This window comes from Achromobacter sp. (genome assembly GCF_032102605.1).
Taxonomy (GTDB): Bacteria; Pseudomonadota; Gammaproteobacteria; order Burkholderiales; family Burkholderiaceae_B; genus Achromobacter.
Genome location: NZ_DAMDGT010000020.1, coordinates 49,691 through 74,308, shown reverse-complemented (window position 1 = coordinate 74,308; position 24,618 = coordinate 49,691). Strand labels below are relative to the sequence as shown.

Annotated in this window: 19 protein-coding genes; 4 read left to right on the top strand and 15 right to left on the bottom strand. The window is 66.5% G+C overall.

Annotated features, from left to right (window positions below):
• Nucleotides 1-126: 126 nt before the first annotated feature.
• Nucleotides 127-1,026 (top strand): lipid A hydroxylase LpxO, encoded by a 900-nt coding sequence (gene lpxO, locus RT614_RS27310; protein ID WP_313625534.1) that lies wholly within the window; start codon nucleotides 127-129, stop codon nucleotides 1,024-1,026.
• A 50-nt stretch (nucleotides 1,027-1,076) separates the two neighbouring features.
• On the opposite strand, the gene hrpA is transcribed toward lpxO, so the two are convergent.
• Entirely contained in the window at nucleotides 1,077-5,069 is a 3,993-nt protein-coding gene (hrpA, locus tag RT614_RS27305) for an ATP-dependent RNA helicase HrpA (protein WP_313625532.1), read from the bottom strand.
• Between the two features lie 251 nt (nucleotides 5,070-5,320).
• On the opposite strand from hrpA, the gene argA reads away from it, so the two are divergent.
• The 3 genes from argA (at nucleotide 5,321) to RT614_RS27290 (ending at nucleotide 9,149) form a co-directional block, all read left to right on the top strand.
• Nucleotides 5,321-6,679 carry an amino-acid N-acetyltransferase gene (gene argA, locus RT614_RS27300; protein WP_313625530.1) on the top strand — a complete coding sequence of 453 codons (1,359 nt, stop codon included), beginning with the start codon at nucleotides 5,321-5,323 and terminating at the stop codon, nucleotides 6,677-6,679.
• Nucleotides 6,680-6,770: 91 nt separating this feature from the next.
• Nucleotides 6,771-7,043 (top strand): oxidative damage protection protein, encoded by a 273-nt coding sequence (locus RT614_RS27295; RefSeq protein WP_008164523.1) that lies wholly within the window; start codon nucleotides 6,771-6,773, stop codon nucleotides 7,041-7,043.
• A gap of 147 nt (nucleotides 7,044-7,190) precedes the next feature.
• Nucleotides 7,191-9,149 (top strand): phosphocholine-specific phospholipase C, encoded by a 1,959-nt coding sequence (locus RT614_RS27290; RefSeq protein WP_313625529.1) that lies wholly within the window; start codon nucleotides 7,191-7,193, stop codon nucleotides 9,147-9,149.
• Between the two features lie 18 nt (nucleotides 9,150-9,167).
• Here the strand turns inward: RT614_RS27290 and phoU are convergent, their stop codons facing one another.
• The 14 genes from phoU to RT614_RS27220 form a co-directional block, all read right to left on the bottom strand.
• Nucleotides 9,168-9,899: a phosphate signaling complex protein PhoU gene (phoU, locus tag RT614_RS27285; protein WP_313625527.1), complete on the bottom strand. Its 732-nt coding sequence runs from the start codon at nucleotides 9,897-9,899 to the stop codon at nucleotides 9,168-9,170.
• Between the two features lie 158 nt (nucleotides 9,900-10,057).
• Nucleotides 10,058-10,738 carry a ribose-5-phosphate isomerase RpiA gene (gene rpiA / locus RT614_RS27280; RefSeq protein WP_313625526.1) on the bottom strand — a complete coding sequence of 227 codons (681 nt, stop codon included), beginning with the start codon at nucleotides 10,736-10,738 and terminating at the stop codon, nucleotides 10,058-10,060.
• A 39-nt stretch (nucleotides 10,739-10,777) separates the two neighbouring features.
• Nucleotides 10,778-12,442, bottom strand: coding sequence for an isovaleryl-CoA dehydrogenase (locus RT614_RS27275; protein ID WP_313625525.1), 1,665 nt, complete (start codon nucleotides 12,440-12,442; stop codon nucleotides 10,778-10,780).
• Nucleotides 12,443-12,505: 63 nt separating this feature from the next.
• Entirely contained in the window at nucleotides 12,506-14,035 is a 1,530-nt protein-coding gene (locus RT614_RS27270; RefSeq protein ID WP_313625524.1) for an amidase, read from the bottom strand.
• 142 nt (nucleotides 14,036-14,177) lie between these two features.
• The gene (gene rmuC / locus RT614_RS27265) at nucleotides 14,178-15,638 is read right to left on the bottom strand and encodes a DNA recombination protein RmuC (protein WP_313625523.1); all 1,461 of its coding nucleotides are present in this window, start codon (nucleotides 15,636-15,638) and stop codon (nucleotides 14,178-14,180) included.
• 75 nt (nucleotides 15,639-15,713) lie between these two features.
• Nucleotides 15,714-16,469: a DNA-3-methyladenine glycosylase gene (locus RT614_RS27260; RefSeq protein ID WP_313625522.1), complete on the bottom strand. Its 756-nt coding sequence runs from the start codon at nucleotides 16,467-16,469 to the stop codon at nucleotides 15,714-15,716.
• Complete coding sequence (locus tag RT614_RS27255; protein WP_313625521.1) at nucleotides 16,429-16,785, bottom strand: Spx/MgsR family RNA polymerase-binding regulatory protein; 357 nt, start codon at nucleotides 16,783-16,785, stop codon at nucleotides 16,429-16,431. The genes RT614_RS27260 and RT614_RS27255 overlap by 41 nt, the downstream gene beginning before the upstream one ends.
• Complete coding sequence (locus RT614_RS27250; RefSeq protein ID WP_313625520.1) at nucleotides 16,782-17,591, bottom strand: ABC transporter permease subunit; 810 nt, start codon at nucleotides 17,589-17,591, stop codon at nucleotides 16,782-16,784. The genes RT614_RS27255 and RT614_RS27250 overlap by 4 nt, the downstream gene beginning before the upstream one ends.
• Complete coding sequence (locus RT614_RS27245) at nucleotides 17,588-18,502, bottom strand: ABC transporter permease subunit (RefSeq protein ID WP_313625518.1); 915 nt, start codon at nucleotides 18,500-18,502, stop codon at nucleotides 17,588-17,590. Before RT614_RS27245 ends, RT614_RS27250 begins: the two co-directional genes overlap by 4 nt.
• Nucleotides 18,499-19,626, bottom strand: a complete 1,128-nt coding sequence (locus tag RT614_RS27240) for an ABC transporter ATP-binding protein (RefSeq protein WP_313625517.1) — start codon at nucleotides 19,624-19,626, stop codon at nucleotides 18,499-18,501. The genes RT614_RS27245 and RT614_RS27240 overlap by 4 nt, the downstream gene beginning before the upstream one ends.
• A gap of 5 nt (nucleotides 19,627-19,631) precedes the next feature.
• Nucleotides 19,632-20,735, bottom strand: a complete 1,104-nt coding sequence (locus tag RT614_RS27235) for a polyamine ABC transporter substrate-binding protein (protein WP_313625516.1) — start codon at nucleotides 20,733-20,735, stop codon at nucleotides 19,632-19,634.
• 144 nt (nucleotides 20,736-20,879) lie between these two features.
• The gene (locus RT614_RS27230) at nucleotides 20,880-21,611 is read right to left on the bottom strand and encodes a 3-deoxy-D-manno-octulosonic acid kinase (protein ID WP_313625514.1); all 732 of its coding nucleotides are present in this window, start codon (nucleotides 21,609-21,611) and stop codon (nucleotides 20,880-20,882) included.
• Nucleotides 21,601-22,023 (bottom strand): group II truncated hemoglobin, encoded by a 423-nt coding sequence (locus RT614_RS27225; RefSeq protein WP_313625513.1) that lies wholly within the window; start codon nucleotides 22,021-22,023, stop codon nucleotides 21,601-21,603. Before RT614_RS27225 ends, RT614_RS27230 begins: the two co-directional genes overlap by 11 nt.
• Nucleotides 22,023-24,554 (bottom strand): ABC transporter permease, encoded by a 2,532-nt coding sequence (locus tag RT614_RS27220; RefSeq protein WP_313625512.1) that lies wholly within the window; start codon nucleotides 24,552-24,554, stop codon nucleotides 22,023-22,025. Before RT614_RS27220 ends, RT614_RS27225 begins: the two co-directional genes overlap by 1 nt.
• Nucleotides 24,555-24,618 lie beyond the last annotated feature (64 nt).

The window sequence follows — 24,618 nt, the reverse complement described above, 5'->3', positions numbered from 1 at the left end:
TATTCCCTAGAAGGGTGCTCGCGTTCCCGGTGGCCCATCGACGTGCCCATGGAAGCGATGCCGCAGGAAGGCTTGTGGGACAATACGCCCCATACCGCACTACCCCTTGCAGGACGAGACACACCTATGAAATGGTTAATTCCCGGGATCTGGCTTGCCGCCATCCTGTTTGCCCACTTCCGGGGCCGCGTCAGACTGCCTCTGGGACGGCAGATGCTGGATCATTCTGTCCTTCTGGCGCCCGTCAATGCCTTCATGGTGCTCACGTCTCGCGTGCCCACCACCCCGTACCTGACTACGAGCGAGATCACCGAACTGAAGGTGCTGGACGACAACTGGGAGACGATCCGCGAAGAAGCCATCCAAATGGCCGAACTTCGTCGCATCAAGGCAGCAGACACTCACAACGACATCGGCTTCAATTCGTTTTTCAAGTACGGCTGGAAGCGCTTCTACCTGAAGTGGTACGACGCGCGCCACCCGTCGGCGGAAGAGCTCTGCCCCAAGACCGTCGCCATCCTGAAAGGCCTGCCCAAAGTGAAGGCGGCCATGTTTGCCGAACTGCCGCCGGGCGGCCAGTTGAATCCCCACCGCGACCCGTTCTCCGGATCGCTGCGCTACCACCTGGGCCTGGTCACGCCGAACGACGACGGCTGCCACATCATCGTGGACGGCGAACACTACAGCTGGCGCGACGGCGAAAGCGTGGTGTTCGATGAAACCTACGTGCACGAGGCCTACAACAAGACGGGCGAGAACCGGATCATCCTGTTCTGCGACGTCGAACGGCCGCTGAAGTGGCGCTGGGCCGAAGCCTTCAACCGCTGGTTCGGCCGGGTGGTCATGTCGGCCGCCAGTTCGCCCAACGACGGCGGCGACCAGACCGGCGCCATCAACAAGCTGACGCACGCGCACTGGGTCATCGACCAGAAGCGCAAGGCCTTCAAGAACTGGAACCGAACGGCATACAAGGCCACCAAATATGGCCTGATCATCCTGGTGATCGCCGGCTTCCTGGCGCTGTAATGAAAAAATGGCCGCAACGATGCGGCCATTTTTTTTCGTGACGGCGCTGATCAGCGCTGCAACGATTCCCAGCTTTTCATCAGGCGCTTGACCGAAACCGGCATGGGCGTACGCAGCTCCTGCGCAAAAAGCGCCACCCGCAACTCCTCGAGCAGCCACCGGAATTCGTCCAGTCGAGGGTCCGGCGCGCCCTTCAGCGCGGCCCGGGCCCGCTGGTACTGCGTGAGCAGCGGCGCCATTTCGGCCACCAGCTTTGCGTCCCGCGCCGGGTCGGCGCGCAGCTTGTCGATGCGCGCCACCGCCGCTTTCAGATAACGCGGGAAGTGCGAGAGCTGCGCATGGGGCGTATCGCGGATGAACCACTTGGGCATCAGCGCGCCCAGCTGCTGTTGGAGGTCGGCGTAGGCGGCCGCATGCGGCTTGGCCTGCGGCAGCTTGCGCTGCAGGGCGGCGTATTCGGTCAGCACCGCGCCCGCCAGCCGAGCGACCTCCTGGGCCAGAAGACCCAGTCGGCCCTTGCCTTCGGCGCGTCGGGCTTCGAACTGCTGTTCGTTCACCGGCCAAGGCTCGGCAAGGCAAGCCTGCCCCAGCGCGCAGTCGATGATCTGGTCGCGCAATTCCTCCTGCGTGCCCAGCGTCATGTACAGCATGCTGATCTTGGTGAGGTCCGTCAGGTTCTTTTCCAGGAATTTCACCTGCTCGCGCAGGCCCAGGCGGAACAGCTTCAGGAGACCCGCGCGATGGTGCTTGCGCGCCTCGTCAGGGTCGTCGAACACGTCCAGGTCGCAATGCGCGCCCCGGTCCACCAGCGCCGGATAGCCGATGACGGACTGGCCGCGCCGCTTGATCTCCATGATCTCGGGCAAGGGACCGAATGACCAGGTGGTCAGGTTCTCGTGCGCCAGCGCCTGCGCGACCTGCGTGTCGCTGGCCGCCAATTGCTGGAACGTGGCCTGGGCCTGTTTGCCGAATTCGGCGCGCAATTGCGCCAGATTGCGGCCAGACGCCAGCATGCGGCCGTGCTCGTCAACCACCCGGAAGTTCATGAACAGATGCGCCGGCAGGGTCTCGAGCTTGAAGTCGCCCACGACCGGCCGCACCTGCACCTGGTCCCACATGTCGGCGATGATCGCGTCCACCAGCCCTTGCTGGGGATCGGCCAGCCGGTCGAACCAGCGGTCATAGAACCCGGACGCGTAGTCAGGCAATGGCACGCAATGCCGACGCAGCTTTTGCGGCAGCGACTTGAGCAGCAGGTGCACCTTTTCCTTCAACATCCCGGGCACCAGCCATTCGCAGCGCGCCGGGTCGATCTGGTTCAGCGCAAACAGCGGCACCGACAGCGTGACCCCATCGCGTGGAGAACCGGGTTCGAAGTGGTAGTCGAGCGCCATCGACACGCCCTGCCACTCCACCTTCTTGGGGAAGACGTCGGTGGTGACGCCGGCGGCCTCGTGGCGCATCAGCTCGTCGCGAGTCAGCATCAGCTTGGCGGCCGAGGCCTTGTCCAGGCCGCTGACCCACTTTTCAAGCGTGGCGGTCTGCGAGATGTCGGCGGGCAGCTGGCGGTCGTAGAACGCGTAGATCAGCTCGTCGTCCACCAGGATGTCCGGGCGGCGCGTCTGGTGCTCGAGTTTCTCGATGCCCGCGATCAACTTGCGGTTGTGCGCCACGAACGGCAGGCGCGTGTCGATCTCGCCCGGCACCAGCGCCTGGCGGATGAAGAGCTCGCGGGCGTGCGTGGGGTTCACGCGGCCATAGTGCACGCGCCGGCCCGTGTAGATCGCCAGGCCGTAGAGCGTGGCCCGTTCGTTGGCGACGACCTGCCCGGCCTTCTTTTCCCAGCGCGGGTCCGACCAGTTCTTGCGGATCAGGTGGGCGCCGACTTTTTCGAGCCACACGGGATCGATGCGCGCCACGCAGCGGGCGTACAGGCGGGTGGTCTCGACCAGTTCGGCCGCCATGATCCAGCGGCCGGCCTTCTTCACCAGGCGCGAGCCCGGATGGATGTGGAAGCGGATCTCGCGCGCGCCCTGGTAGTTGCCGCCTTCGTCGCTCTTGAATCCGATATTGCCCAACAGACCCGACAGGAGCGCCATATGCAGCTGTTCGTACGTGGCTTCGGACTGGTTCAAGCGCCAACCCTGCTCGCCCACCAGCGCGGCCAGCTGCGTATGCACGTCGTGCCATTCGCGCAGCCGGATCGGAGACAGGAAATTCTGCCGCAACAGGCCCACCAGCTTGCGTTGGGACGCCTTGTGCTGGACCTGCTCGCCGTACCAGCGCCACAGCTTCAGGAAGGAGATGAACTCGGACTTGTCGTCGCCGAACTTGGCGTGCGCGGCCTCGGCGGCGTCGCGCTCTTGCATGGGGCGGTCGCGCGCATCCTGAACGGACAAGGCCGAGGCGATGATCAGCATTTCGGCCAGGCACTGGTGTTCGCGCGCCGCCAGGATCATGCGGCCAATGCGCGGGTCCACGGGCAATTTGGCAAGTTCGTGCCCGGTGCGTGTCAGGACGTAGGCCGAACCGGTGCGTCCGGTGTCGGCATCGTCGTCCGACGCTGTCGCCAGTTCGATGGCGCCCAGCTCCTGCAGCAAGTGGTAGCCGTCGGCCACCGCCCGCCCCGGCGGGGCTTCGACGAACGGGAACTGCTCGATGTCGTCGAGCTTCAGCGACTTCATCCGCAGGATGACCGACGCCAGCGACGAACGCAGCACTTCGGGATCCGTGAACGCGGCGCGGTTGTTGAAGTCCAGCTCGTCATAAAGCCGGATGCACACGCCCGGCCCCACCCGGCCGCAACGGCCCGCGCGCTGGTTGGCCGACGCGCGGCTGATGGGTTCGATGCGCAGCTGCTCGACCTTGTTGCGCCACGAATAACGCTTGATGCGAGCCAGGCCGCTATCGACCACGAAGCGGATGCCGGGGACGGTCAACGAGGTTTCCGCCACGTTGGTCGCCAGCACGATGCGCCGGGCGTTGCCGCGCGGACGGAAGATCTGTTCCTGCTCGGCCTGCGACAGGCGCGCAAACAGCGGCAGCACTTCGGTGCCTGCCGGATGACGCTTGCGCAATGCCTCGGCGGACTCGCGGATTTCGCGTTCGCCGGGCAGGAACACCAGCACGTCGCCCGGACCATGCCGGGCGCATTCGTCCACGGCGTCAACGATGGCGTCGATCAGGTCGCGCTCTTCGTCGCCCGACATGCGCTCGCGGTCGCGGCCCGCCTTGGCGGCCTGCGGCGAGCCTTCGTCTGCAGCCAGCTCTTCGCGCACCGGCCGATAGCGAACCTCCACCGGATAGAGGCGGCCGGACACTTCGATCACCGGCGCGGGCTTGTCCTCGGACGCGGCGAAGTGCTTCGCGAAGCGTTCGGCGTCGATGGTGGCCGACGTGATGATCAGCTTGAGGTCCGGGCGCCGCGGCAAAAGCTGCTTCAGGTAGCCCAGCAGGAAATCGATGTTGAGGCTGCGTTCATGCGCCTCGTCGATGATGATGGTGTCGTAGCGGCGCAGAAGCGGATCGCGCTGCGACTCCGCCAGCAGAATGCCGTCCGTCATCAGCTTGATGGACGCGTTGGGCCCGGTGCGGTCGTTGAACCGAACCTGGTAGCCCACCACTTCGCCCATGGGCGTGTTCAGTTCTTCGGCGATGCGCTTGGCCACGGAGGTCGCAGCGAGCCGGCGCGGCTGCGTATGGCCGATCATCTTCTGGCGGCCGCGGCCCAGTTCCAGGCAGATCTTGGGCAACTGGGTGGTCTTGCCGGACCCGGTTTCGCCGCTGACGATCACGACCTGGTGGCCGGCGATGGCGCGCGCGATCTCCTGCCGCCGCGCGCTGACGGGCAGGTCTTCGGGGTAGGTAACGGCCAGAATGGGTCGTTCAGGTCGGGGCGCGGCCGGGCGGCCTTCGGGGCGAGCCCGGGGTTCTTTCCGGGCGTCTTGCCGAGCGTCTTCCCGGGTTTCTTCCCGGGTCTCTTCCCGGTCACTGGCGCGCGGCGCCTGCGTCTTGGGCGCCCGCGGGCTGGAGGATTCAGGCATGTACGATTTATCCGATTAGCCCGCCATTATAAATTTCCCGCGTGCCCCTGCTGAACGGGCTTCCACTTCGGCGGCTAGCCAGGCGTCAGGTTCGTGTGGGGCGCCTGCAACAAAACGTGTTGCCGGCGCCAATGGCCGCCGGGGCGCGCGGCCATATAATTCCGCGTAGCGCCGCCCTCCCGGCGGCGCACGCGGCTGGGCCTGTGCGCCTTCGCCGTCCCGCGACCCATAGGACCAAAGCAACACACATCATGCCCGACCTGGAACCAGACACCGTCTCCGCCCTTGAAGCCCCAGAATTCGCCGCCGCCCAGTTTGTGCGATGGTTCCGAGACGTAGCGCCGTACGTGCATGCGTTCCGAGGCAAGACCTTCGTGGTGGCGTTTGGCGGCGAACTGGTGCAGGCCGGCGCGCTGAACGCGCTGGTCCAGGATCTGTCCCTGCTGTCTTCGCTGGGCATCCGGCTGGTGCTGGTGCATGGCTCCCGTCCGCAGGTGAACGAGCAGCTTCGCCTGAAGGGCTACACGCAGCAATTCGACCGCGGCCTGTCCCCCACCGACGCTGCCGCGCTTGAATGCGCCAAAGAAGCCGCCGGCGAGATCCGCCTGGACATCGAAGCCGCGTTCAGCCAGGGGCTGCCGAACACCCCGATGTCGCACGCCCACATCCGCGTGATCTCCGGCAATTTCGTCACCGCCCGCCCCACTGGCGTGCTGGACGGCGTGGACTACAAGCACACCGGCCAAGTGCGCAAGATCGACGTCGAGGCGCTGAAGTTCGCCATCGAGAAAGGCTCGTCCGTCGTGCTGCTGTCGCCGCTGGGTTTCTCGCCGACGGGCGACGCCTTCAATCTGGCCATGGAAGACTTGGCCACCAGCGTGGCCGTCGGGCTGCGCGCCGAAAAGCTGATCTTCCTGTCCAGCTCGCAGGGCGTGCTGAACGACGACGGAACGCTGGACACGGAACTTGCGCGCGTCGATGCGGACGCGCTGCTCTCGGCCGGCGAACTGGACGAAGAAACGCATTCCTTCCTGCAATACGCCTCGCTCGCGGTCAAGCGCGGCGTGGCGCGCGCGCACCTGCTGCCATTCGAGCTGGACGGCAGCGTGCTGCTCGAGATCTTCACCCACGACGGCGTGGGCACCATGGTGGTCGAGGACACGCTGGACGATCTGCGTCCTGCCACTATCGACGACGTGGGCGCCATCCTGAGCCTGATCGAACCCCTGGAAGCCGATGGCACGCTGGTGCCGCGCCCCCGCAGCGTGGTCGAACGCGACGTCGAGAACTTCACCGTGCTGGAGCACGACGGCGTCATCTACGGTTGCGCGGCGCTGCATGCCTTTCCCGACGAGCAGATGGCCGAAATGGCCTGCCTGATCGTGCACCCCGAATGGCAAGGGTCGGGCGAAGGCGAGATCCTGCTGCGACACATGGAGTCCCGCGCCCGCGCGTCGGGCGCCAAGCGGCTGTTCGTGCTGACCACGCGCACGTCGCACTGGTTCATGAAGCGCGGTTTCGTGCAGGGCGGCATCACCGACCTGCCTCGCGAAAAGCAGAACAACTACAACCGTTCACGCAACAGCCTGGTCTTCATCAAGAAGCTCTAGGATCCATCCCGCGCACATGAAAGGGGCTTGGCGCCCTTCGGCCGCCAAGCCCGCTAAAATGTGGCGTTATTCATTTTTCCGGCAGCGAACCATGGCCCGTATCGTCAACTGTGTGAAACTGAAGCGTGAAGCAGAAGGGCTGGATTATCCGCCCTACCCCGGCGAAGTCGGCACGCGCATCTGGCAGAGCATTTCCAAGGAAGCCTGGGAAGACTGGAAAGGCGTGCAGACCCGTCTCGTGAACGAGAACCGCCTGAACCTGGCGGACGCCCGCGCCCGCAAGTACCTGCAGCAGCAAATGGAGCGTTACTTGTTCGAAGACGGCAGCGTCGAAGCCGACGGCTACGTCCCCCCCTCGGCCTGATTCCGCGCGCCGCCGCGCGCGGCGCCCATCATTCCGAAGCCCCTCGCCAGCGAGGGGCTTTGTGCTTATTGAGAGCGCGCGCCACGCCGGCTCCCGCATCCGCACAGGCCTTAAGATTCAAATATTGCTGGCCGTATTAATGCTGTCATGAAAGAAGAATCGCAGCCGTCCGTCTCCCCCGAACCGTCCCCCGTCATCCAGCGTGCCCTGCAGATCGAACCGGATCGCAAGACCGGCACGCTGCGGGACGTGCGCCACGTTGTGATCCTGATGCAGGAGAACCGGTCGTTCGACCATTACTTCGGCACGCTGCCCGGCGTGCGGGGGTTCGCCGATCCGCATGCGGCGCCCACCGTGGCGGGAACGGTGCTGACGCAGGCCGACGGTGACGTACGCTGCAATCCCTACAACCTGCAAGCTGCATACGCCAGCCACACGCCGGTGGGCTATATCACGCCGCACACCTGGGATGACGCGCAGCGCGCATGGAACGACGGACGCATGGATCACTGGCTGCCCGCCAAGAGCCGCCTGGGAATGGGCGCCTATGCAGCCGCCGACGTGCCGTTCCAGACCGCGCTGGCGAACGCCTTCACGTTGTGCGATGCCTACCACTGCTCGATGCAGGCCGGCACCAATCCGAACCGCCTGTTCCTTTGGACGGGCACCAACGATCCGCAGGGCCTGGCGGGCGGACCGGCGTTGGTGAACACCTTCGACCGTCTTGGTCCTGACCACGAGGGCTATTCCTGGACCACCTACCCGGAACGCCTGCAAGCGGCCGGTGTGGACTGGCGCATCTACCAGGACATGGCGGACAACTACAACGACAACCCGCTGGCCGGTTTCAGGCAGTACCGCCGGCAGCTGGCGGGCGATGCGAAGACCGCCGACGCCCCGCTGCGCGACCGCGCGCTCACCACCCGCACGCTCGACGACCTGGCACGCGACGTGGCGCAGGGCACGCTGCCCGCCGTGTCGTGGATCATCGCGCCGACGGCCGATTCAGAACACCCGGAAGTGTCGTCCCCGCGCCAGGGCGGGGCGTACACCGAGCGTGTGCTGGACATCCTGACGCGCCATCCGGATACCTGGAGCGGCTGCGTGTTCTTTGTCACCTACGACGAGAACGATTGCTTCTTTGACCACGTGCCGCCTCCGGCGCCGCCGGCGCGCCACCCGGATGGCGAATCGGGCGGCCTGTCCACCGTCGAACTGGACGGCGAATACCACGACGCGCGGCACGGTCCCAGCGCGTCCACCGCAGATGATCCGCCCGGACTGCACGGCAGGGCCTTTGGCCTGGGCCCGCGCGTGCCGATGCTGGTCGTATCGCCGTGGAGCCGCGGCGGCTGGGTCAATTCCCAGGTGTTCGACCACACTTCCGTGATCCGATTCCTGGAAGCCCGATTCGGCGTCGCCGAGCCCAATATCACCGCCTGGCGCCGCACGGTGGCGGGCGACCTGACCTCGGCCTTCGACTTTTCCGGCGACCGGGGCTCGCATCATCCGGACAGCAACCGTCACGCCTGTCCCCTGCCCTATGCGCTGGAGGCCGTGGGCAGGATGACCGCCGATAACGAGCACTACCGCCTGACGTTGCGCAATCCGGGCGGCGTGGGCGCCGTGCTGCATGTCTATGACCGCCGCGCGCTGGACCGGGCGCCTCGGCGCTACACCATCGGGGCGGGCGCCCGCCTGGACGATGGCTGGCGGCTGGGGGATGGCGGCGTGTACGACCTCTGGTTGCTGGGGCCGGATGGCTTTCACCGGCAGTTCCGCGGAAGCGCGCAGGATGCCGGCACGCTGGAAGCCCAGCTCGTGCCCGTGACTTCGGGACTCCGCCTGCGGCTGGTGAACCACGGCGATCTGCCTCAGCCGATCAGGTTGGAATCGCACATGAACGACGGCTGGCGCGCCATGGCACACGTGCCTGCGGGCGGCGCGCTCGAGCTCAAGTACGCGGGCTGCGAAGGCTGGTATGACCTGGAAGTGAGTGCGCCGGCGATGCCGGCGTTTGGACGCCGGCTTGCCGGTCGCATCGACGGCGGCAAGCCGGGTGTGCCGGACCCCAGGCTGTGCCAGGGCGCGGCGCTGCCGCCATGACGGCGGCAGCCTGTTGCTTCAGCTGTCCGACGTCTCGTCTTCGGACTCTTCTTCGCCGCGCGCCAGGCGCTCGGTGTTCTTCACGCCGGTATGGCGCACGTCGGCGCCCTTGACCATGTAGATCACGCGTTCGGACATGTTCTTGGCGTGATCGCCAATGCGTTCCAATGCGCGCGCGATGAAGATCATGTCGATGGCGCGAGAAATGGTGCGCGGATCTTCGATCATGTAGGTGATCAGGTGACGCAGCGCGCCCTTCCATTCCTTGTCCACTTCCTTGTCGCTGCGCACGACGGCGGCGGCCTGGATGGGATCGAGGCGGGCGAATGCGTCCAGCGCCTGGTGCAGCATGTTGCGCACGTTGGCGGCCATGTGGCGCAGTTCGATCACGGGAATGTGGCGCAGTTCGCCTTCGTGGACGCGGCGCGCGACGGTGGCGACCTTCTCGGCTTCGTCCCCCGAGCGCTCCATGTCGGTCAGCATCTTGGACACGGCCATCAGCATGCGCAGGTCGATGGCGGTGGGCTGGTGCCGGGCCAGGATGCGGCTGATGCTTTCGTCGATTTCGACTTCGTGGCGGTTGACTTCCTTTTCGCGCTCACGGACTTTTTCGACCAGCGACATGTCGCCGTTGGCCAGGGCGTCGATGGCCTCCTGGATCATGGCTTCCACCACGCCGCCCATCTGCAAGAACTGCGAACGGACGCTTTCCAGATCGGCGTCGAACTGCTTGTTTGTATGCTCCGTCATCCGGGCTCCCTGCGTGGTTGATCTCATTGCATTGCCCCGAATAGAAAGAGGTTACGAGATGGGCCTGCACAACCCGCAAGGTTATGACCCAAGTGTGACAAGATTATGAATGCGAGACCCGCCGGCCGCAACACGGCCCGGCGGGATGACGCGTGGGTTCAGGCGCGGCGATCCAGCCGGCGGATGCCGTTCTGGGTGGCCAGCAGCGCGACGTCCGCGCCCGCCAGCGAGAACAGGCCGCAGGTCACGACGCCCGGCAGGTTGTTGACGCGGGCTTCGAATGCCGGCGCTTGTGCGATGGACAGGCCCGACACGTCCAGGATGATGTTGCCGTTGTCGGTGACGAAACCTTCGCGCAGGCGCGGCTGCCCGCCCAACGCAATCAGCGCGCGCGCCACGGATTCGCGCGCCATCGGAATGACTTCGAGCGGCAGCGGGAACTTGCCCAGGGTCTCTACCAGCTTGGATTCGTCGGCGATGCAGATGAAGCGTTCAGCCACGGAGGCCACGATCTTCTCGCGCGTCAGCGCGCCGCCGCCGCCCTTGATCATGTGCAGGTTCGCGTCGATTTCGTCCGCGCCGTCCACGTAGATGGGCATGGACGAAACGTCGTTCAGGTCCAGCACCTTCAGGCCATGGCCCGCAAGTCGCGCCGCGCTGCGCTCAGAACTGGCGACCGTGCCGGCGATGCGGCCCTTGAAGCGCGCCAGGCCGTCGATGAACAGATCGGCCGTGGATCCGGTGCCCACGCCGATGATGACGTCCGGGCCGGCGACCTGTTCGACGAATTCCAGGGCCGCGTCTGCGGCTTGCTGCTTGAGTTCTTGCTGGGAGAGCATGGCGGTAGAAATGCGGAAAAGTTGCTTGAGCCAGGAAATTTAGCACGCGCCGGCGGCCGGCCAGGCTCGCGACAGGATCACCTGCGTGTCCACGCCGGCTGGCAGTTGCCCGAACATGCCCGCACCCGCCACGAGACGGCTGGCCACGAAGGCGCGCGCGACGGGCTCTGGCGCGTGCTGGATCAGCAAGGCGGCCTGCCACAACAGCGCCAGGCCGCCTGCGATGCGGCGCGCCTGGAACTCTGCCTGTTCGCCGTCCGCCAGCAAAGCCCGCCATCGCGCCACGGTCTCATCGAATTCGCGGTGCTGGCGTGCGGCCCGAGCGAATTCGGCCTCCAGCGCGGGCAGGGCCTCGGGCTCGCGCTGCAGCGCCCGCAGCACGTCCAGCGCCATCACATTGCCAGAGCCTTCCCAGATGGAATTGACGGGCGTTTCGCGGTAGAGCCGGGGCATCGGCCCCTCTTCGACGTAGCCATTGCCACCCCAGACTTCCATGCACTCGGCCACGGCGGAGACGGCGCGCTTGCAGACCCACAGCTTGGCCGCCGGCGTGCCGACACGCACCAGGGCGCGCGCGCCGGCGTCGGCGCGTTCATCCACGGCGCGCGCCAGGCGCAGCCCCAGCGCCATCGCGGCTTCGCTCTCCAGCGCCAGGTCGGCCAGCACGTTGCGCATGAGGGGCTGCTGGATCAGCGCCTTGCCGAATGCGTGCCGGTGTTGCGCGTGATGCGCCGATTGCGCCAACGCCTGCCGCAGCAGCGCGGCGCTGCCCAGCACGCAGTCCAGCCGGGTGGTGGCCGCCATTTCCAGCAGCACCGCCAGGCCACGGCCGGGCTCGCCGACCATGACGCCCCAGGCCTCTTCGAACTCGACCTCGGCGCTGGCATTGCTGCGGTTGCCCAGCTTGTCCTTCAGGCGGCGGATGCGAATGGCGTTGCGCGGGCCATCGGGAATCCAGCGGGGAACGAAAAAACAGCTCAGGCCTTCGTCGGTCTGCGCCAACACCAGGTGGGCGTCGGCCTGCGGCACCGAGAAGAACCATTTGTGTCCGACCAGCTGATAGGCGCTGCCCCGCCCCGGCGCGCCCAGCGGCATTGCGCGCGTGGTGACGGCGCGCAAGTCGGAGCCGCCCTGCTTTTCGGTCATGCCCATGCCGATCAAGGCGCTGCGCTTGGCGGCCAGGGGCGCGTCGCCAGCGTCGAATTCGCGGGAGTACAGCGCGGGCAGCCACTGGCCGGCAAAGTCCACGACGCCGGCGGGTTCTCGCTGCAACAGCGGCACCGCGGCGAATGTCATGGTCGTGGGACACAGGGAGCCGGCCTCGACCTGGCCCTGCATCAGGTAGGCCGCGGCCCGCGCCACCTGGCCGCCCGGCGCCGGCTGCATCCAGGCGCGGCTGTGCAGGCCACGGGCCATGATGCCGCTCATGAGCAGGTTCCAGGAAGGATGGAATTCGAGCCGGTCTACGCGGTGACCCGCCCGGTCATAGCTGATGAGGCGCGGCGGACAGCGGTTAGCCTCGGCGCCCGCAGCCAGGGTCTGCGCCCGTCCCAGCCAGGCGCCATGGGCGTTGAGGTCGCCCGACCAGGCATCGGCGCCCTCTCGGGCCACGGCTTCCCGCAAGGCCGGATCGGTGTCGTACAGGGAATAGTCTTCCAGGGGTGGCGCCTGGTTCAGCACGGTATGCGTCGTGAACGATGACATGGGAACTCCCTGATTCGATCGGCCGACGCGCCGCGACCGCGCGGCGACCTGCCGACTTGCGACTTATCGGGCCATGGGCGCCGTCAGGGCCCAGGGCCGCAGCGTCTCGACCTGCGCGGCCAGTTCCAGCAGCAACGCCTCGGAACCCAGCGGACCCATGATCTGGATGCCGATGGGCAGCCCGTCCGACGACATCCCAAATGGAATGGAAATGGCGGGCATGCCGGTCAGGTTGGCCAGCGGCGCGAACGGCGAATAGCCGATGACGCCCTTCTTGCCCAGACGGTAGGCCAGATAGTCGGCGTTGTCCATGGCGTAGCGGCCGATGGCTGCCGGCGGCTGCGCCAGCACCGGGCTCAGGAACAGGTCATGGCCCTGCGCGCCGTCGCGATGCAGGAAGCGCCCGACCCGCCGGGTAATCTCGTGGCAGGTGTCGACGCAGGCGACGTACTGCGCCCCGGAAATCGCGCGGGCGTATTCCCGCGCACCGAGCGTCGTGGGCTGCAGCTCGTCGGCGGCCAGGCGCCGGCCGCGCGCGGCCACGAAACTGTCGATGGCGTTGGCCGCTGCGCTGGCGATCAGCGGCAACATCGGCGACAAGACTTCCTCGGAGCCCACCGGCGGAGCTGCGGGCACCAGTTCGTGTCCCAGGGCGGCAAAGAACGCGGCGGCTTCGTCCAGCGTTGTGGCAACGTCGGGATGGATCGAGTCGCCTTCGTAGGTGGTGTTGACGAAGGCAATGCGCCGGCGTGCGGCCGAGCGCGGGTCGGCCGCGACGCGCGACACGACCGCACGGTAGGAATCGGCGGGTTGGGCAGGGGCCGCATAGGGCGCGCCCACGTCGGCGCCCGCACTGATGTCAAGGGCGGCCGCGCAATCGCGCACCGACAACGTCATCATGTGTTCGGTGGCGAGGCCGCCCCACCCTTCACCCTTGAGCGGGCCAAGCGGCATGAGGCCGCGCGAGGGCTTCAGGCCCAGGACGCCGCAGCAGGACGCCGGAATCCGGATCGAGCCGCCGCCGTCGCTGCCATGCGCGATGCGCACCATGCCGCTGGCCAACGCCGCGCCCGCGCCACCGCTGGAGCCGCCCGCACTATGGCCCTTCTTCCAGGGATTCTGCGTGGCGGGACCATAAACCGGGGACTCGGTGGTGGGACTGAGGCCCAGTTCGGCGCTGGTGGTGCGACCAAACGGGATCAGGCCCGCCCGGCGGTAGCGCTTGACGATTTCGGCATCGACATTCCATTCCACGTGGCGATACAGCACCGACCCCATGTCGCTGGGCAGGCCGATGGCGGCGGTGGCAAGATCCTTGAGCAGCGTGGGCACGCCCAGGAACGGCTGGTCGCGCAGGCGCGCCTGGCGCTGTTCAGACGAAAGCGCCGCCAATTCGTGGTCCAGCGCCTGGGCCAGCCGCAGGCCGGTTTCGGCCTGCACGCCGCAGGCGGCATTGATGGCGGGATTGCGAGCCGCCACCAGGTCCACCGCCTGTTGCATGGCGTCAACCGCCGTGGTGGCCCCTTGGGCGATATCGGCGCCCAGCGCCGTCGCGTCGAGCGTAGAGGAATCATGGCGTTCGGCGGTGCTCATGCTTACGATGCTCCAGGTATCGACGGCGGAATGCCGCAAGCATGAGGATATCGGCTGTCAGGGCGGGCAACAAGCGGGCCCAGCGCCGGGATGTCGCGCGGCTTCCCGGGGGCTTGTCCGGCGACCCGCTGCCCTTGGCGACCTAAGTGTCGAATCGGGCCGACGAGGTTGCCGTGGAAGCGCCGGCAGCAGGCTCGCCGGTCGTCGGATCGCCTGCCGCCAGATCGCCCGCCGCCGGATCGCCCGCCGCGGGGTCGCCCGCCGCCAGATCCTCCCCTTCGGTTCCGCCCAGCAGGCGCAGGGCGTCCGCCTCGGGCAGCGCCTCCACGCTTTTCAGGTTCCTGAGCATGGCGCGGGTGCGCACCTCGGTCTGGCCGATCTTGTTGCTGGCCGTGTCCAGGGTCTTCTTGACGCTGGCCAGGGCTTCGCCGAATTTGCCGAACTCGGTCTTGACCGCGCGCAGCACCTGCCACACCTCGGAAGACCGCTGCTCGATGGCCAGCGTGCGGAACCCCATTTGCAGGCTGTTCAGCAGCGCCGCCAGATTGCTGGGGCCCGCGACGTTGACGCGCAGCTCATGCAGTTTGTCCAGCAGGCCAGGCCGCCGAAGCACCTCGGCGTACAGGCTTTCCGTGGGCAGGAACATGATGGCGAAATCGGTCGTGTGCGGCGGTGCGATGTACTTGCTGGCGATCAGCCGCGCCTGCACCTCGACCGCTTTCGCCAACGCCGCCCCCGCCGCCTTCACGCCTTCGGCGTCCGCCGCTTCCTGCGCGTCCATGAGGCGCTCGTATTCTTCCTTGGGGAATTTGGCGTCGATCGGCAGCCAGACGGGAGCCCCGCCATCGCCGCGTCCCGGCAGGCGGATGGCGAATTCCACCGCGGCGTCGCTGCCCGGCACGGGCTTCACGTTGCTGGCGTACTGGTCTGGCGTCATGTTGTCTTCGATCAGCCGGGCCAGTTGCACTTCGCCCCACGTGCCGCGGGACTTCACGTTGGTCAGCACGCGTTTCAGATCGCCCACGCCCGCCGCCAGCGCCTGCATTTCGCCCAGGCCCTTGTGCACGGCCTCCAGGCGGTCCGACACCAGCTTGAAGGATTCGCCCAGGCGCTGTTCCAGTGTTGCGTGGAGCTTTTCGTCCACGGTCCGCCGCATCTCATCGAGCTTTGCGCTGTTGTCCAATTGCAGCGACTGCAACCGCTGGTCCACCGTGGCGCGCACTTCCATCAGGCGCCGCTCGTTGATCTGGATGAGGCCTTGCAGCTGCTCCGAAAACCCCGTCGCAAAGCGCGCCAGCGATTCCGCCGACTCCGCCCGGGCCGCCTGCGCATCGCGGGACAGGCCGGCGCGCAGGTCGCCGTGCGATTGCGACAGTTCCACCCGCAACGCACGCGTGGATTCCGAGAATTCGCTGCGCAAGCCGCGCTGGCCTTCCGCGATATCGGCGCGCAGCGCGCGTTCGGTTCGTTCCAGGCTTTCCAGCAAGGCATCCAGGCGGGCATCGGACGAGGACGGGCGCAGCCAGGCCAGCAGCGCCGCCAGACAGGCCAGCACAGCGCCGCCGGCGGCAACCCAAAGCAGAATATCGTTCAAAAGTGGCATCTCCAAAGCGCGAATTGTAGGTCGCGTCGAACTGCGGGAATCCCCGGCAAGGAGGCCGGTCCGCGAAGCCGGCGTCTAGCCGCCCGCCGGCGCCTCGGGCAGGATGATGCCCTGCCGGTCCACCCACACATAGTCATGGCCGGCGCGCTGCCCGCGCCGCAAGGGGTTGCGCGTGCAGAACGCGGCATAGGCCGGGTCCACGAAGCGGTAGCTGAGGTGTTCGTCTCGCCCCGCCGGAATGCCCAGGCGAGTGGTGCAGATAAGGTATGGCGGCGTTTCGCCGACGTCTTCGACATACAGCGCCGCGGGATCGAAGCGGCGGGCGTCCCAATCGGGCACTTTCAGGCCCAGCGCCCGGCACAGCAGCGTCTGGCCCGCGCACAGCCCGCCCAGCGAACGCGGCTGCCCCTGCGAATCCGGATTCAGCGCCTGCATGCGGGCCAGGGCATCGGGGCCCGACAACGCATCCGTCCACGGATACGCGGATTTGATCAGCACCGCGTTGCCCGGGCCGCCCGCGCTGAAATTCAGCGAGTCGCCGCCCCGGGCGTAATACATGTAGATCGTGCCGCCATCCAGGAACAGTGCGCGGCGTTTGTGGGTGTAGCCCAGCGAGGCGTGGCTGCCCCGCTCTTCAAGGTAGTAGGCTTCGGTCTCGATGATGCGCGCCGACAGCCACAGCCCGCCCACCCGGTGCCGGATCACCTTACCGGGCAGCTCACGCGCCAGTTGGGCCGCGTCGCGGTCGAAGAAGGCATCGGGCAACGCCCGGCCGGCCTGTCCGCGGGACTCAGGCGAAACGTTCGCCGTAGCGCTTTTCGCTGAAACCAACGCTCACCTCGCCGTCGGGCGTCACCGTGACCGGGCGGCGCACCAGCGCCGGATATTCGGCGATCAGCGTGCTCCATTGGGCGTCGGTGTCGGCAGTCTTGCGGTCTTCGGGCAGATTGCGCCACGTCATGGAGGCGCGGTTCACCAGCTTTTCCCAGCCGCCGAGCTGGCCGGCCCACGACTTCAGCGTCGCAGCGGGAACGGGATTGTCGCGGTAGTCCACGAAAGTGTGATCGACGCCGTGTTCGGTCAGCCAGTCGCGCGCCTTGACGCAGGTGCTGCATTTGGTCAGGCCGTACAGAGTGGTTTGCTTCATTTGGATTCGGGCTCCTTGCGCCATTGCATGCGGTTGGCGAGGATCACGCACGTGCCCACCGCCAGGATGAACAGAGTGGCAAGCGCGTTGATCTCAGGCTTGAGGCCCAGGCGCACCCGGGAGAAAACCTCCATGGGAAGCGTGCTGGAGCCGGGGCCGGACAGGAACGACGCGATGACCACGTCGTCCAGCGACAGCGTAAAGGCCAGCAGCCAGGCCGACGCCAGCGCCGGCGCGATAAGCGGCAGCGTGATCTTGAAGAACACGGTGAAGGGCGTGGCGCCCAGGTCCAGCGCGGCCTCTTCCAGCGAACGGTCCAGGTCGCGGATACGAGTCTGGATGACGACGGCGACGAACGCCATGCACAGCGTCACGTGCCCCACCCAGATCGTGAACATGCCGTTCTGCTCGGGCCAGCCCAGCGTGCCGCGCACTTCCACGAACATCAACAGCAGCGAGATGCCCAGCACGACCTCGGGGATCACCAGCGGCGCGCTGAGCATGCCCACGTACAGCGCAAAGCCGCGGAAACGCCCCATGCGACCCAGGACATAGCCCGCCCACGTGCCGATGATGACGGCCGCAGTGGCGGTGAGCACGGCGATTCGGAACGACAACCAGGCTGCGCGCAGCAGCGCGTCGTCATTGACTAGCGAGTGATACCAGCGGAACGAGAACCCGGTCCAGGACGTGACGGACGGCGACTCGTTGAACGAGAACACCATCAGGCTGAGGATGGGCACGTACAGGAAGAAATAGCCCAGCCCCAGCACCAGGGCGCGCAGTGTCTTGTTCGGGCCGTTCATTTGCGGCCTCCGGCCTGGTTCTGCTTGACCTGGCTGTACTGGAAGTACACCAGCGGCACCAGCAGGAGCAGCACCATGACGCACGTCACGGCCGAGGCCATCGGCCAGTCGGCATTGTTGAAGAATTCATTCCACATGACGCGGCCGATCATCAGCGTGTTAGCCCCGCCCAGCATTTCCGGAATCACGTATTCACCCACGGCCGGAATGAACACCAGCATGGCGCCGGCGATCACGCCCTGGCGCGACATCGGCACGGTGATCTGCCAGAACGCCTGCCACGGCTTGGCGCCCAGGTCGTAGGCGGCTTCCAAAAGGCGCAGGTCCATCTTCACCAACGTGGCGTACAGCGGCAGGATGAAGAAAGGCAGGTAGGCATAGACCATGCCGATGTAGACGGCCAGGTCGGTGCGGTAGATTTCAAGCGGACTGGATATCAGGCCCAGGCCCTGCAGCAGATTGTTCAACAGCCCGTCGTTGCGCAGGATGCCCACCCAGGCATACACGCGCAGCAGCAGCGAGGTCCAGAACGGCAGGATCACCGCCAGCAGCAACAGGTTGCGCACCTGCGTCGACGACCGGGCGATGTAGTACGCGATGGGATAGCCGATCAGCACGCAGACCAGCGTGGTGATGCCGGCGATCTTCACCGAGCTGAGGTAGGTCAGGAAATACTGGTTTTCCGTGAACAGCAGGATGTAGCCGCGCAGGTGCAGGCTGAACTGGATCGCCTCGTCCTGGAACTGCGCCAGCGACGTATACGGCGGAATGCCGAATTTCATTTCGGCAAAGCTGATCTTCAGCACCAGCAGGAAGGGCACCAGCAGAAACAGCACCAGCCATGCAAACGGCGGGACCACCGCCAGGGTCCGGCCCGACGGGAGCCAGTCACGAGGCGAAAAGCGGATCATGACGCAAGCACCGTCGCGCTGTCGGCGTCCCAGCTTACGAAGATTTCTTCGTCGATGCCCGGCGCGTCCATCTGGGCCAGCAGCCGGCTGGGCACGCTGGCCTCGACCGTCTTGCCGGAATCCAGGCGGATCTGGTACAGGGCGTAGCTGCCCATCCAGGCCATGTGGCTGACCATGCCGTGCGCCCAGTTGTATTCGCCTTCGGGTTGCTCGCGCGACACGAGCAGGCGTTCGGGCCGGATGGACACGTGGACTTCCATGCCCAGGGGTTCGCTCACACCGTGGTTCACGAAAAGCGGACGCGAGAGTTCAGCGCATTCAATGGCCACGTGATCGGGCTCGTCCACCACGATCGTGCCGGTGAACATGTTGGTCGACCCGATGAAGCTGGCGACAAACCGCGAATTGGGAAAGGCGTAGACGTCCTGCGGCGTGCCGCACTGGACGATCTGGCCTTCGGTCATGACGGCCAGGCGGTGGGCCATGGTCATGGCCTCTTCCTGGTCGTGGGTGACCATGATGCAGGTCACGCCGACCTGCTCCAGGATCTTCACGAGTTCGATCTGCGTCTTCTGGCGGATCTGCTTGTCCAGCGCGGACATCGGTTCGTCCAGCAAGAGCAGCTTGGGACGCTTGACCAGGCTGCGCGCCAGCGCCACGCGCTGCTGCTGGCCGCCCGACAACTGGTTGGGTTTGCGGCGCGAATAGCCCGCCATCTGCACCAGGTCCAGGGCTTCGAACACGCGGTCGTGGATTTCGGCGCGGTCCACGCCTTCCTGCTTCAGGCCGAAGGCGACGTTGGCCTCGACCGTCATGTGCGGAAACAGCGCGTACGACTGGAACATCATGTTCACGGGACGCCGGTACGGCGGCACGCTGGTGATGTCTTCGCCGTCCAGCAGGATCTGGCCCGAGGTGGCCTCTTCGAAGCCGGCCAGCATGCGCAGCAAGGTGGACTTGCCGCTGCCGGAGCTGCCCAGCAGCGCGAAGATTTCGTTGCGCTTGACGGACAGGTTGACGGAACGCACGGCGACCACGTCGCCAAAAATCTTTACTACATCGGAGACCCGGACGAACTCGTCCGGGTCCGCCGAATGCTGCGCCGAGTAACGGCTATCGTTCATGATGACTATTTTCCCAACTTCAGCTCGGACCACAACTTGTTCTGCAGCCGTGAAATATTCAAGGGCAGCGCCTTGATCACGTACAGGGTCTTGGAGACCTCGGCCGACGGGTAGATCATGGGATTTTCAGCCACGTCCTTGTTCACGAACTGCCGCGCCTCTTTGTTGGCGTTGGGGTAGAACATGGTGTTGGTGATGGCCGCATGGACCTTCGGCGTTTCGATGTAGTTGATGAACGCGAGCGCCTCTTCGGGGTGCGGCGCATCCTTCGGGATGACCATCAGGTCGAACCACGCCGGGGCGCCGCCCTTCGGAATGAAGTAGTTCACCTCGTAGGGCTTCTTGGCGTCCTGCGCGCGCTTGCGCGCGATCATGACGTCGCCGGAGAAGCCGTAGACCATGCACAAGTCGCCGACGGCCAGTTCGTCGATATAGCCCGACGAGCTGAATTGGCGGATGTACGGGCGGATCTGCTTCAGCACTTCCATGGCGGCCTGGTAGTCGGCGGCGTTGGTGCTGTTGGGATCCTTGCCCAGGTATTTGAGGACGGCGGGGAAAACCTGGGCGGCTTCGTCCAGCATGGAGATGCCGCATTCCTTGAGCTTGGCGGCGTTCTCGGGCTTGAAGATCATGTCCCAGCTGGCCAGGTCGACGCCGTCGCCCATGATCTGCTTGACCTTGGTGACGTTGTAGCCCAGGCCGTTGGTGCCGTAGCCCCAGGGGATGGCGTGTTCGTTGCCGGGATCGACCGTGGCGACCAGCGCCATGACTTCGGGGTCCAGGTACTTCCAGTTGGGGATCTTGGACTTGTCCAGCTTCTGGAACAGGCCGGCTTCGATCTGGCGCGACGCGTAATGGGTGGACGGGACAACGACGTCATAGCCCGACTTGCCGGCCAGCAGCTTGGCCTGCAATGCGTCGTTGCTGTCGTACACGTCATAGCGGACCTTGATGCCGGTTTCCTTTTCGAAACCCGGAATCGTGTCGGGAGCCGTGTATTCGGCCCAGTTGTAGACGTTGACGACCTTGTTCTGCGCCACCGCCGCGGATGTAGCCGCAGCAACCAGCACCGCTCCGAGCGCCCAGCGCATTCCCGCCTTTAGTTCCATTATTACCAGCCCCCTAGCTCTATGCCGAATGTGACAGGAGTACCAAAAGGCGAAATGATAAAGCTTTTTAGCGATGACCTGCCCAACTTTGGGGGGTAATTGGCGCAATTGGCCGCTGGCGGCCACCCGCAGCCGTGACCGCAATCAAGGCTGGATTCCAACGCCCCAGGCCGACCAATAACTGTCGCGCAGTCGCAGCCAGAAGCGCTCCCCGTCGTCGCCGGCCACCTTGCGCAGCGAACGGCGCAGCCGCTCGAGATTGGCCTGGCGCTGCCGTTCGGACAAGGCGCCCTGGGTTCCGCGGTCGAAGTCGATGAGCCAGACGCGGGCGTCGCTGCCGATCAGGATGTTGAATGCGTTCAGGTCGGCGTGCCAGACGCCCGCCCGGTGCATGCGCACGATGGCGTCGGCCACCGCTTGCCAGACAGGTTCGCCCAGCGCCTGCGCCAAAGGGCGCACGCCGGGTATGCGCTCGACCACGATGGCGGCCCGGTAGATCGGCCCTTGCCGCCAATAGGCGGCGGCGAGCGGCGCGGGCACCGGCAGCCCTTGCGCGCGCATGGCCGCCAGCAACCGGTACTCGCGGAAGCTGCGGGTGCGGTCCTCGCCGTTCCAGAGATAGGCGTCGCGGCTCACGCGGGCGACCATGCCGCCGCGGCGATAGCGTCGCAACACGCCCTGCCATCCCTGCCCCTGGACGAACCAGGCGGCCTGGCGCCCGCCGGCGTCCACCGGCCGGGCCTGCTCGCCATAATGCGCGGGATTGAAGACTTCAGGCCCCGCCTCGGCCAGCCGGCCGGCGTCGCTGAGCATGGCGCCCGCCAGCGGACCGCTCCAGGATGTGCGCCGTGCGCCGGACCGATCGTCACCCTTCACGGTTGCGCATCCAGTCGGCCACGCCGTAGAAGGATTCAAGCAGGCGCTCGACGAGCGCGGGCTCGATGCCCTCGTCTTCCATTGCGCGTCCGATGCATGTCACCCATTGGTCGCGCTCGACCTCGCCGATGGAGAACGGGAGGTGGCGGGCGCGCAGGCGCGGATGCCCGAAGCGCTCTATATAGTGATCCGGACCGCCGAAGTACCCGCACAGGAACCAGAACAGCTTGTCGCGCGCCTCGTCCAGGCTGGGCCCGTGGGCGGCGCGCAACTCCTTGAGGTCGGGCTCCATGTCCATCAGGTCATAGAAACGGTCGACGAGGGCGCGCACGCCGGCTTCGCCGCCAAGGAGATCAAACATGGTGCGGGTGTTTTCCACGGGTTCTTTGATAGTGTGGACGCGGGACGTCATCAGGTTTCTCGGAGGGTGACCAGGGGAGGCGTGCGCAGGACACCGCGCAGGGCGAGCGCCCCGCCGGCCCAGGCGCCCAGCATGCCGGTGCCGATGCCCGCCAGCCATGGCCAAAGGCTGAGAGTAATGGCGAAGTCGAAAACCTGGGTTGACAAGACCCAAGCGATCGCGGTGGCGCCGGCCGCGGCCAGCAGGCCCGCCAGTCCGCCCACCGCCCAAAGTTCGATGCGCTGCGACCGGGCCAGTTGGCTTCGCGTGGCGCCCAGCGCGCGCAGCACCGCGGCCTCGCGCATGCGCTCGTCGCGGGTGGCGGTAAGCGCCGCCGACAGCACCAGCACGCCGGCGGCCAGCGTGAAGAGGAACAGCAGCTGCACCGCCCTGCCCACTTCATTCAGCACGGACTGCAATTGCTGCAGGATGGCCCCCACGTCGAACACCGTCAGGTTCGGGAACTCCCGCACCAGGGCGGGCAGCACCGCCGCTTTTTCCGGAGGCAGGTAGAAGGAAGTGATCCAGCTTTGGGGCATGTCGGCCAGCGCCGCGGGCGTCAGGATGGCGAAAAAATTGACGCGCATCGTATCCCAATCCACCCGGCGGATGCTCGACACGGCCACTTCGACCTGCTGCCCGGCCACGTCGAAGGTCATCTTGTCGCCCAGTCCGATGCGCAGGGACTTCGCAAGCCCCGACTCCAGCGACACCTCGGCGGACCCCGGCGCCAGCCAACGGCCCTGCTCGATGCGATTGGAAGATGGCATCTCGTCGCCATAGGAAAGGTTGAACTCGCGGTCCACCAAGCGCTTGGCGCGCGGTTCTTCGTAATCGTCCGGGCCCACCGGCTTGCCGTTCACGGCGATCAGCCGTCCGCGCACCATCGGGGACAGCACGATGCGATCCAGGCCTTCCCGGGCCAGCGCATCCGTCACCGCCTGGCGTTGGTCGGGCTGCACATTGATGAGGAAGCGGTTAGGCGCATCCGGCGGCATCGTGCGCTGCCAGCCCTGGATCAGATCCGTCCGTGTCATGGTCAACAGCAGCAGCGCCATCAGGCCGACAGCCAGCGCGCACACCTGGGTGATGGTCGCCGCCCGGCGGCGCACCACGCCGGCCAGCGCAAAGCGCAGCGCGGGCAATCCCGCGGCCAGCCGGCGCACCCGCGCCAGTCCCAGGATGCACAGCCAGGCCACCAGGGCGAACACGCCGAAGGCCCCAAGGAAACCGCCCGCCACCACGCCCCCCAGCTTGGCGTCGCCGGCGAACCACCAGATCAGCAGCGCGAATCCCACGGCGCCCAGGATGTAACCGAAGGCGCTGCGCGCGCTGATCGTATCCGCGTCGCGCCGAAGCACCCGGGCCGGCGGCACGTGCCGCAGTTGCGCCAGCGCCGGCAAGGCAAAGCCCAGCAAGAGCAGCAGCCCCGTCAGCAGGCCCTGCAACGCCGGTATGGCCGAAGGCGCAGGCAGGGTCGTGTCGATAAGCGCGCCCAGCATCATCACCAGCACCTGATGGACGGCGTAACCAAGCAGGCACCCGGCCGCCGACGAGAACAGCCCCACCAGCGTGAATTCCAGCGTCAGCATGCGCGCGACCTGCGATTGCACGGCCCCCAGGCATCGCATGACCGCGATGCCGTCGCGGTGGCGCGTCATGTACCGGCCCGCCGCCAGCGCCACCGCCACTGCCGAGATCAACACGGCCAACAGCGCTACCAGCGACAGGAATCGTTGCGCGCGATCCAGCGTGCGCCGCACTTCCGGGCGCCCCGACTCCAGCGTAGCGACCTTCTGGCCACGCTTGAGGTTCTGATTCAGCCAGGCTGAATACCCCGCCACGGCGTCAGGTTGGCCGGCGACCAGAAGGGCATACCCGATGCGGCTGCCGGGCGCGACGAGGCCGGTGGCAGGCAGGTCGCTGGCGCGCAGCAGCACGCGCGGCGCAACGTTGACGAACTGCATGCCCTTGTCCGGCTCATAGGTGATGACGCGGTCGATGCGCAGGTGGGCGTCGCCCACGTTGAGCGTGTCACCCACCTTCAGGTTCAGCAATGACAGCAGTTGGCCGTCGACCCACACCGCGCCTTCCGGCGGGATGTCCTGCGTGGGCGCGTCGGGCTCGAACGGCGCCCCCGCCACGCGCAGGGCGCCGCGCAACGGATACCCAGGTTCCACCGCTTTCAGGGCGGCCAGCTGTGCGCTGTCCCCCGCCCCCACCATGGAGGGGAACTGCCAGGTGCTGGACACGGACAGGCCGCGTTCGCGCGCCTGCTCCTTGAACGCCGCAGGCACGGGTTCGTCGGCGTCCAGCACCAGATCGCCGCCCAGCATCTGCCCGGCGTCGCGCTCCAGTGCGCGGCCGACCCGGTCGGCCAGGAAGCCGACACTGGTCACGGCGGCCACCGCGACAACCAGGGCGAGCACCAGCAGGCGCAATTCGCCGGCCCGCGCGTCGCGCATCATCATCCGGGCGCCCAGGCGCAGGGTGGACCAGAAACCGGGGCGCTTGGCCTGTGACATATCAGGGAAATCCATCATTCATCTACGTTAACTAAGCGCCTGTGGGGCGTCCGAATCCCGATATCATCCCGGGGCGGGCGGC

What these genes read in the sequence shown, in the direction of transcription:
- RT614_RS27295 (WP_008164523.1), top strand. Translation starts at nt 6,771, where the DNA reads ATGGCCCGTATCGTCAACTGTGTGAAACTGAAGCGTGAAGCAGAAGGG.
- RT614_RS27225 (WP_313625513.1), bottom strand. Translation starts at nt 22,023, where the DNA reads ATGACGTCCCGCGTCCACACTATCAAAGAACCCGTGGAAAACACCCGC.
- RT614_RS27270 (WP_313625524.1), bottom strand. Translation starts at nt 14,035, where the DNA reads ATGAGCACCGCCGAACGCCATGATTCCTCTACGCTCGACGCGACGGCG.
- rmuC (WP_313625523.1), bottom strand. Translation starts at nt 15,638, where the DNA reads ATGCCACTTTTGAACGATATTCTGCTTTGGGTTGCCGCCGGCGGCGCT.
- RT614_RS27245 (WP_313625518.1), bottom strand. Translation starts at nt 18,502, where the DNA reads ATGATCCGCTTTTCGCCTCGTGACTGGCTCCCGTCGGGCCGGACCCTG.
- RT614_RS27235 (WP_313625516.1), bottom strand. Translation starts at nt 20,735, where the DNA reads ATGGAACTAAAGGCGGGAATGCGCTGGGCGCTCGGAGCGGTGCTGGTT.
- RT614_RS27220 (WP_313625512.1), bottom strand. Translation starts at nt 24,554, where the DNA reads ATGATGGATTTCCCTGATATGTCACAGGCCAAGCGCCCCGGTTTCTGG.
- hrpA (WP_313625532.1), bottom strand. Translation starts at nt 5,069, where the DNA reads ATGCCTGAATCCTCCAGCCCGCGGGCGCCCAAGACGCAGGCGCCGCGC.
- RT614_RS27255 (WP_313625521.1), bottom strand. Translation starts at nt 16,785, where the DNA reads ATGAAGCAAACCACTCTGTACGGCCTGACCAAATGCAGCACCTGCGTC.
- RT614_RS27290 (WP_313625529.1), top strand. Translation starts at nt 7,191, where the DNA reads ATGAAAGAAGAATCGCAGCCGTCCGTCTCCCCCGAACCGTCCCCCGTC.
- RT614_RS27250 (WP_313625520.1), bottom strand. Translation starts at nt 17,591, where the DNA reads ATGAACGGCCCGAACAAGACACTGCGCGCCCTGGTGCTGGGGCTGGGC.
- lpxO (WP_313625534.1), top strand. Translation starts at nt 127, where the DNA reads ATGAAATGGTTAATTCCCGGGATCTGGCTTGCCGCCATCCTGTTTGCC.
- rpiA (WP_313625526.1), bottom strand. Translation starts at nt 10,738, where the DNA reads ATGCTCTCCCAGCAAGAACTCAAGCAGCAAGCCGCAGACGCGGCCCTG.
- RT614_RS27275 (WP_313625525.1), bottom strand. Translation starts at nt 12,442, where the DNA reads ATGTCATCGTTCACGACGCATACCGTGCTGAACCAGGCGCCACCCCTG.
- argA (WP_313625530.1), top strand. Translation starts at nt 5,321, where the DNA reads ATGCCCGACCTGGAACCAGACACCGTCTCCGCCCTTGAAGCCCCAGAA.
- phoU (WP_313625527.1), bottom strand. Translation starts at nt 9,899, where the DNA reads ATGACGGAGCATACAAACAAGCAGTTCGACGCCGATCTGGAAAGCGTC.
- RT614_RS27240 (WP_313625517.1), bottom strand. Translation starts at nt 19,626, where the DNA reads ATGAACGATAGCCGTTACTCGGCGCAGCATTCGGCGGACCCGGACGAG.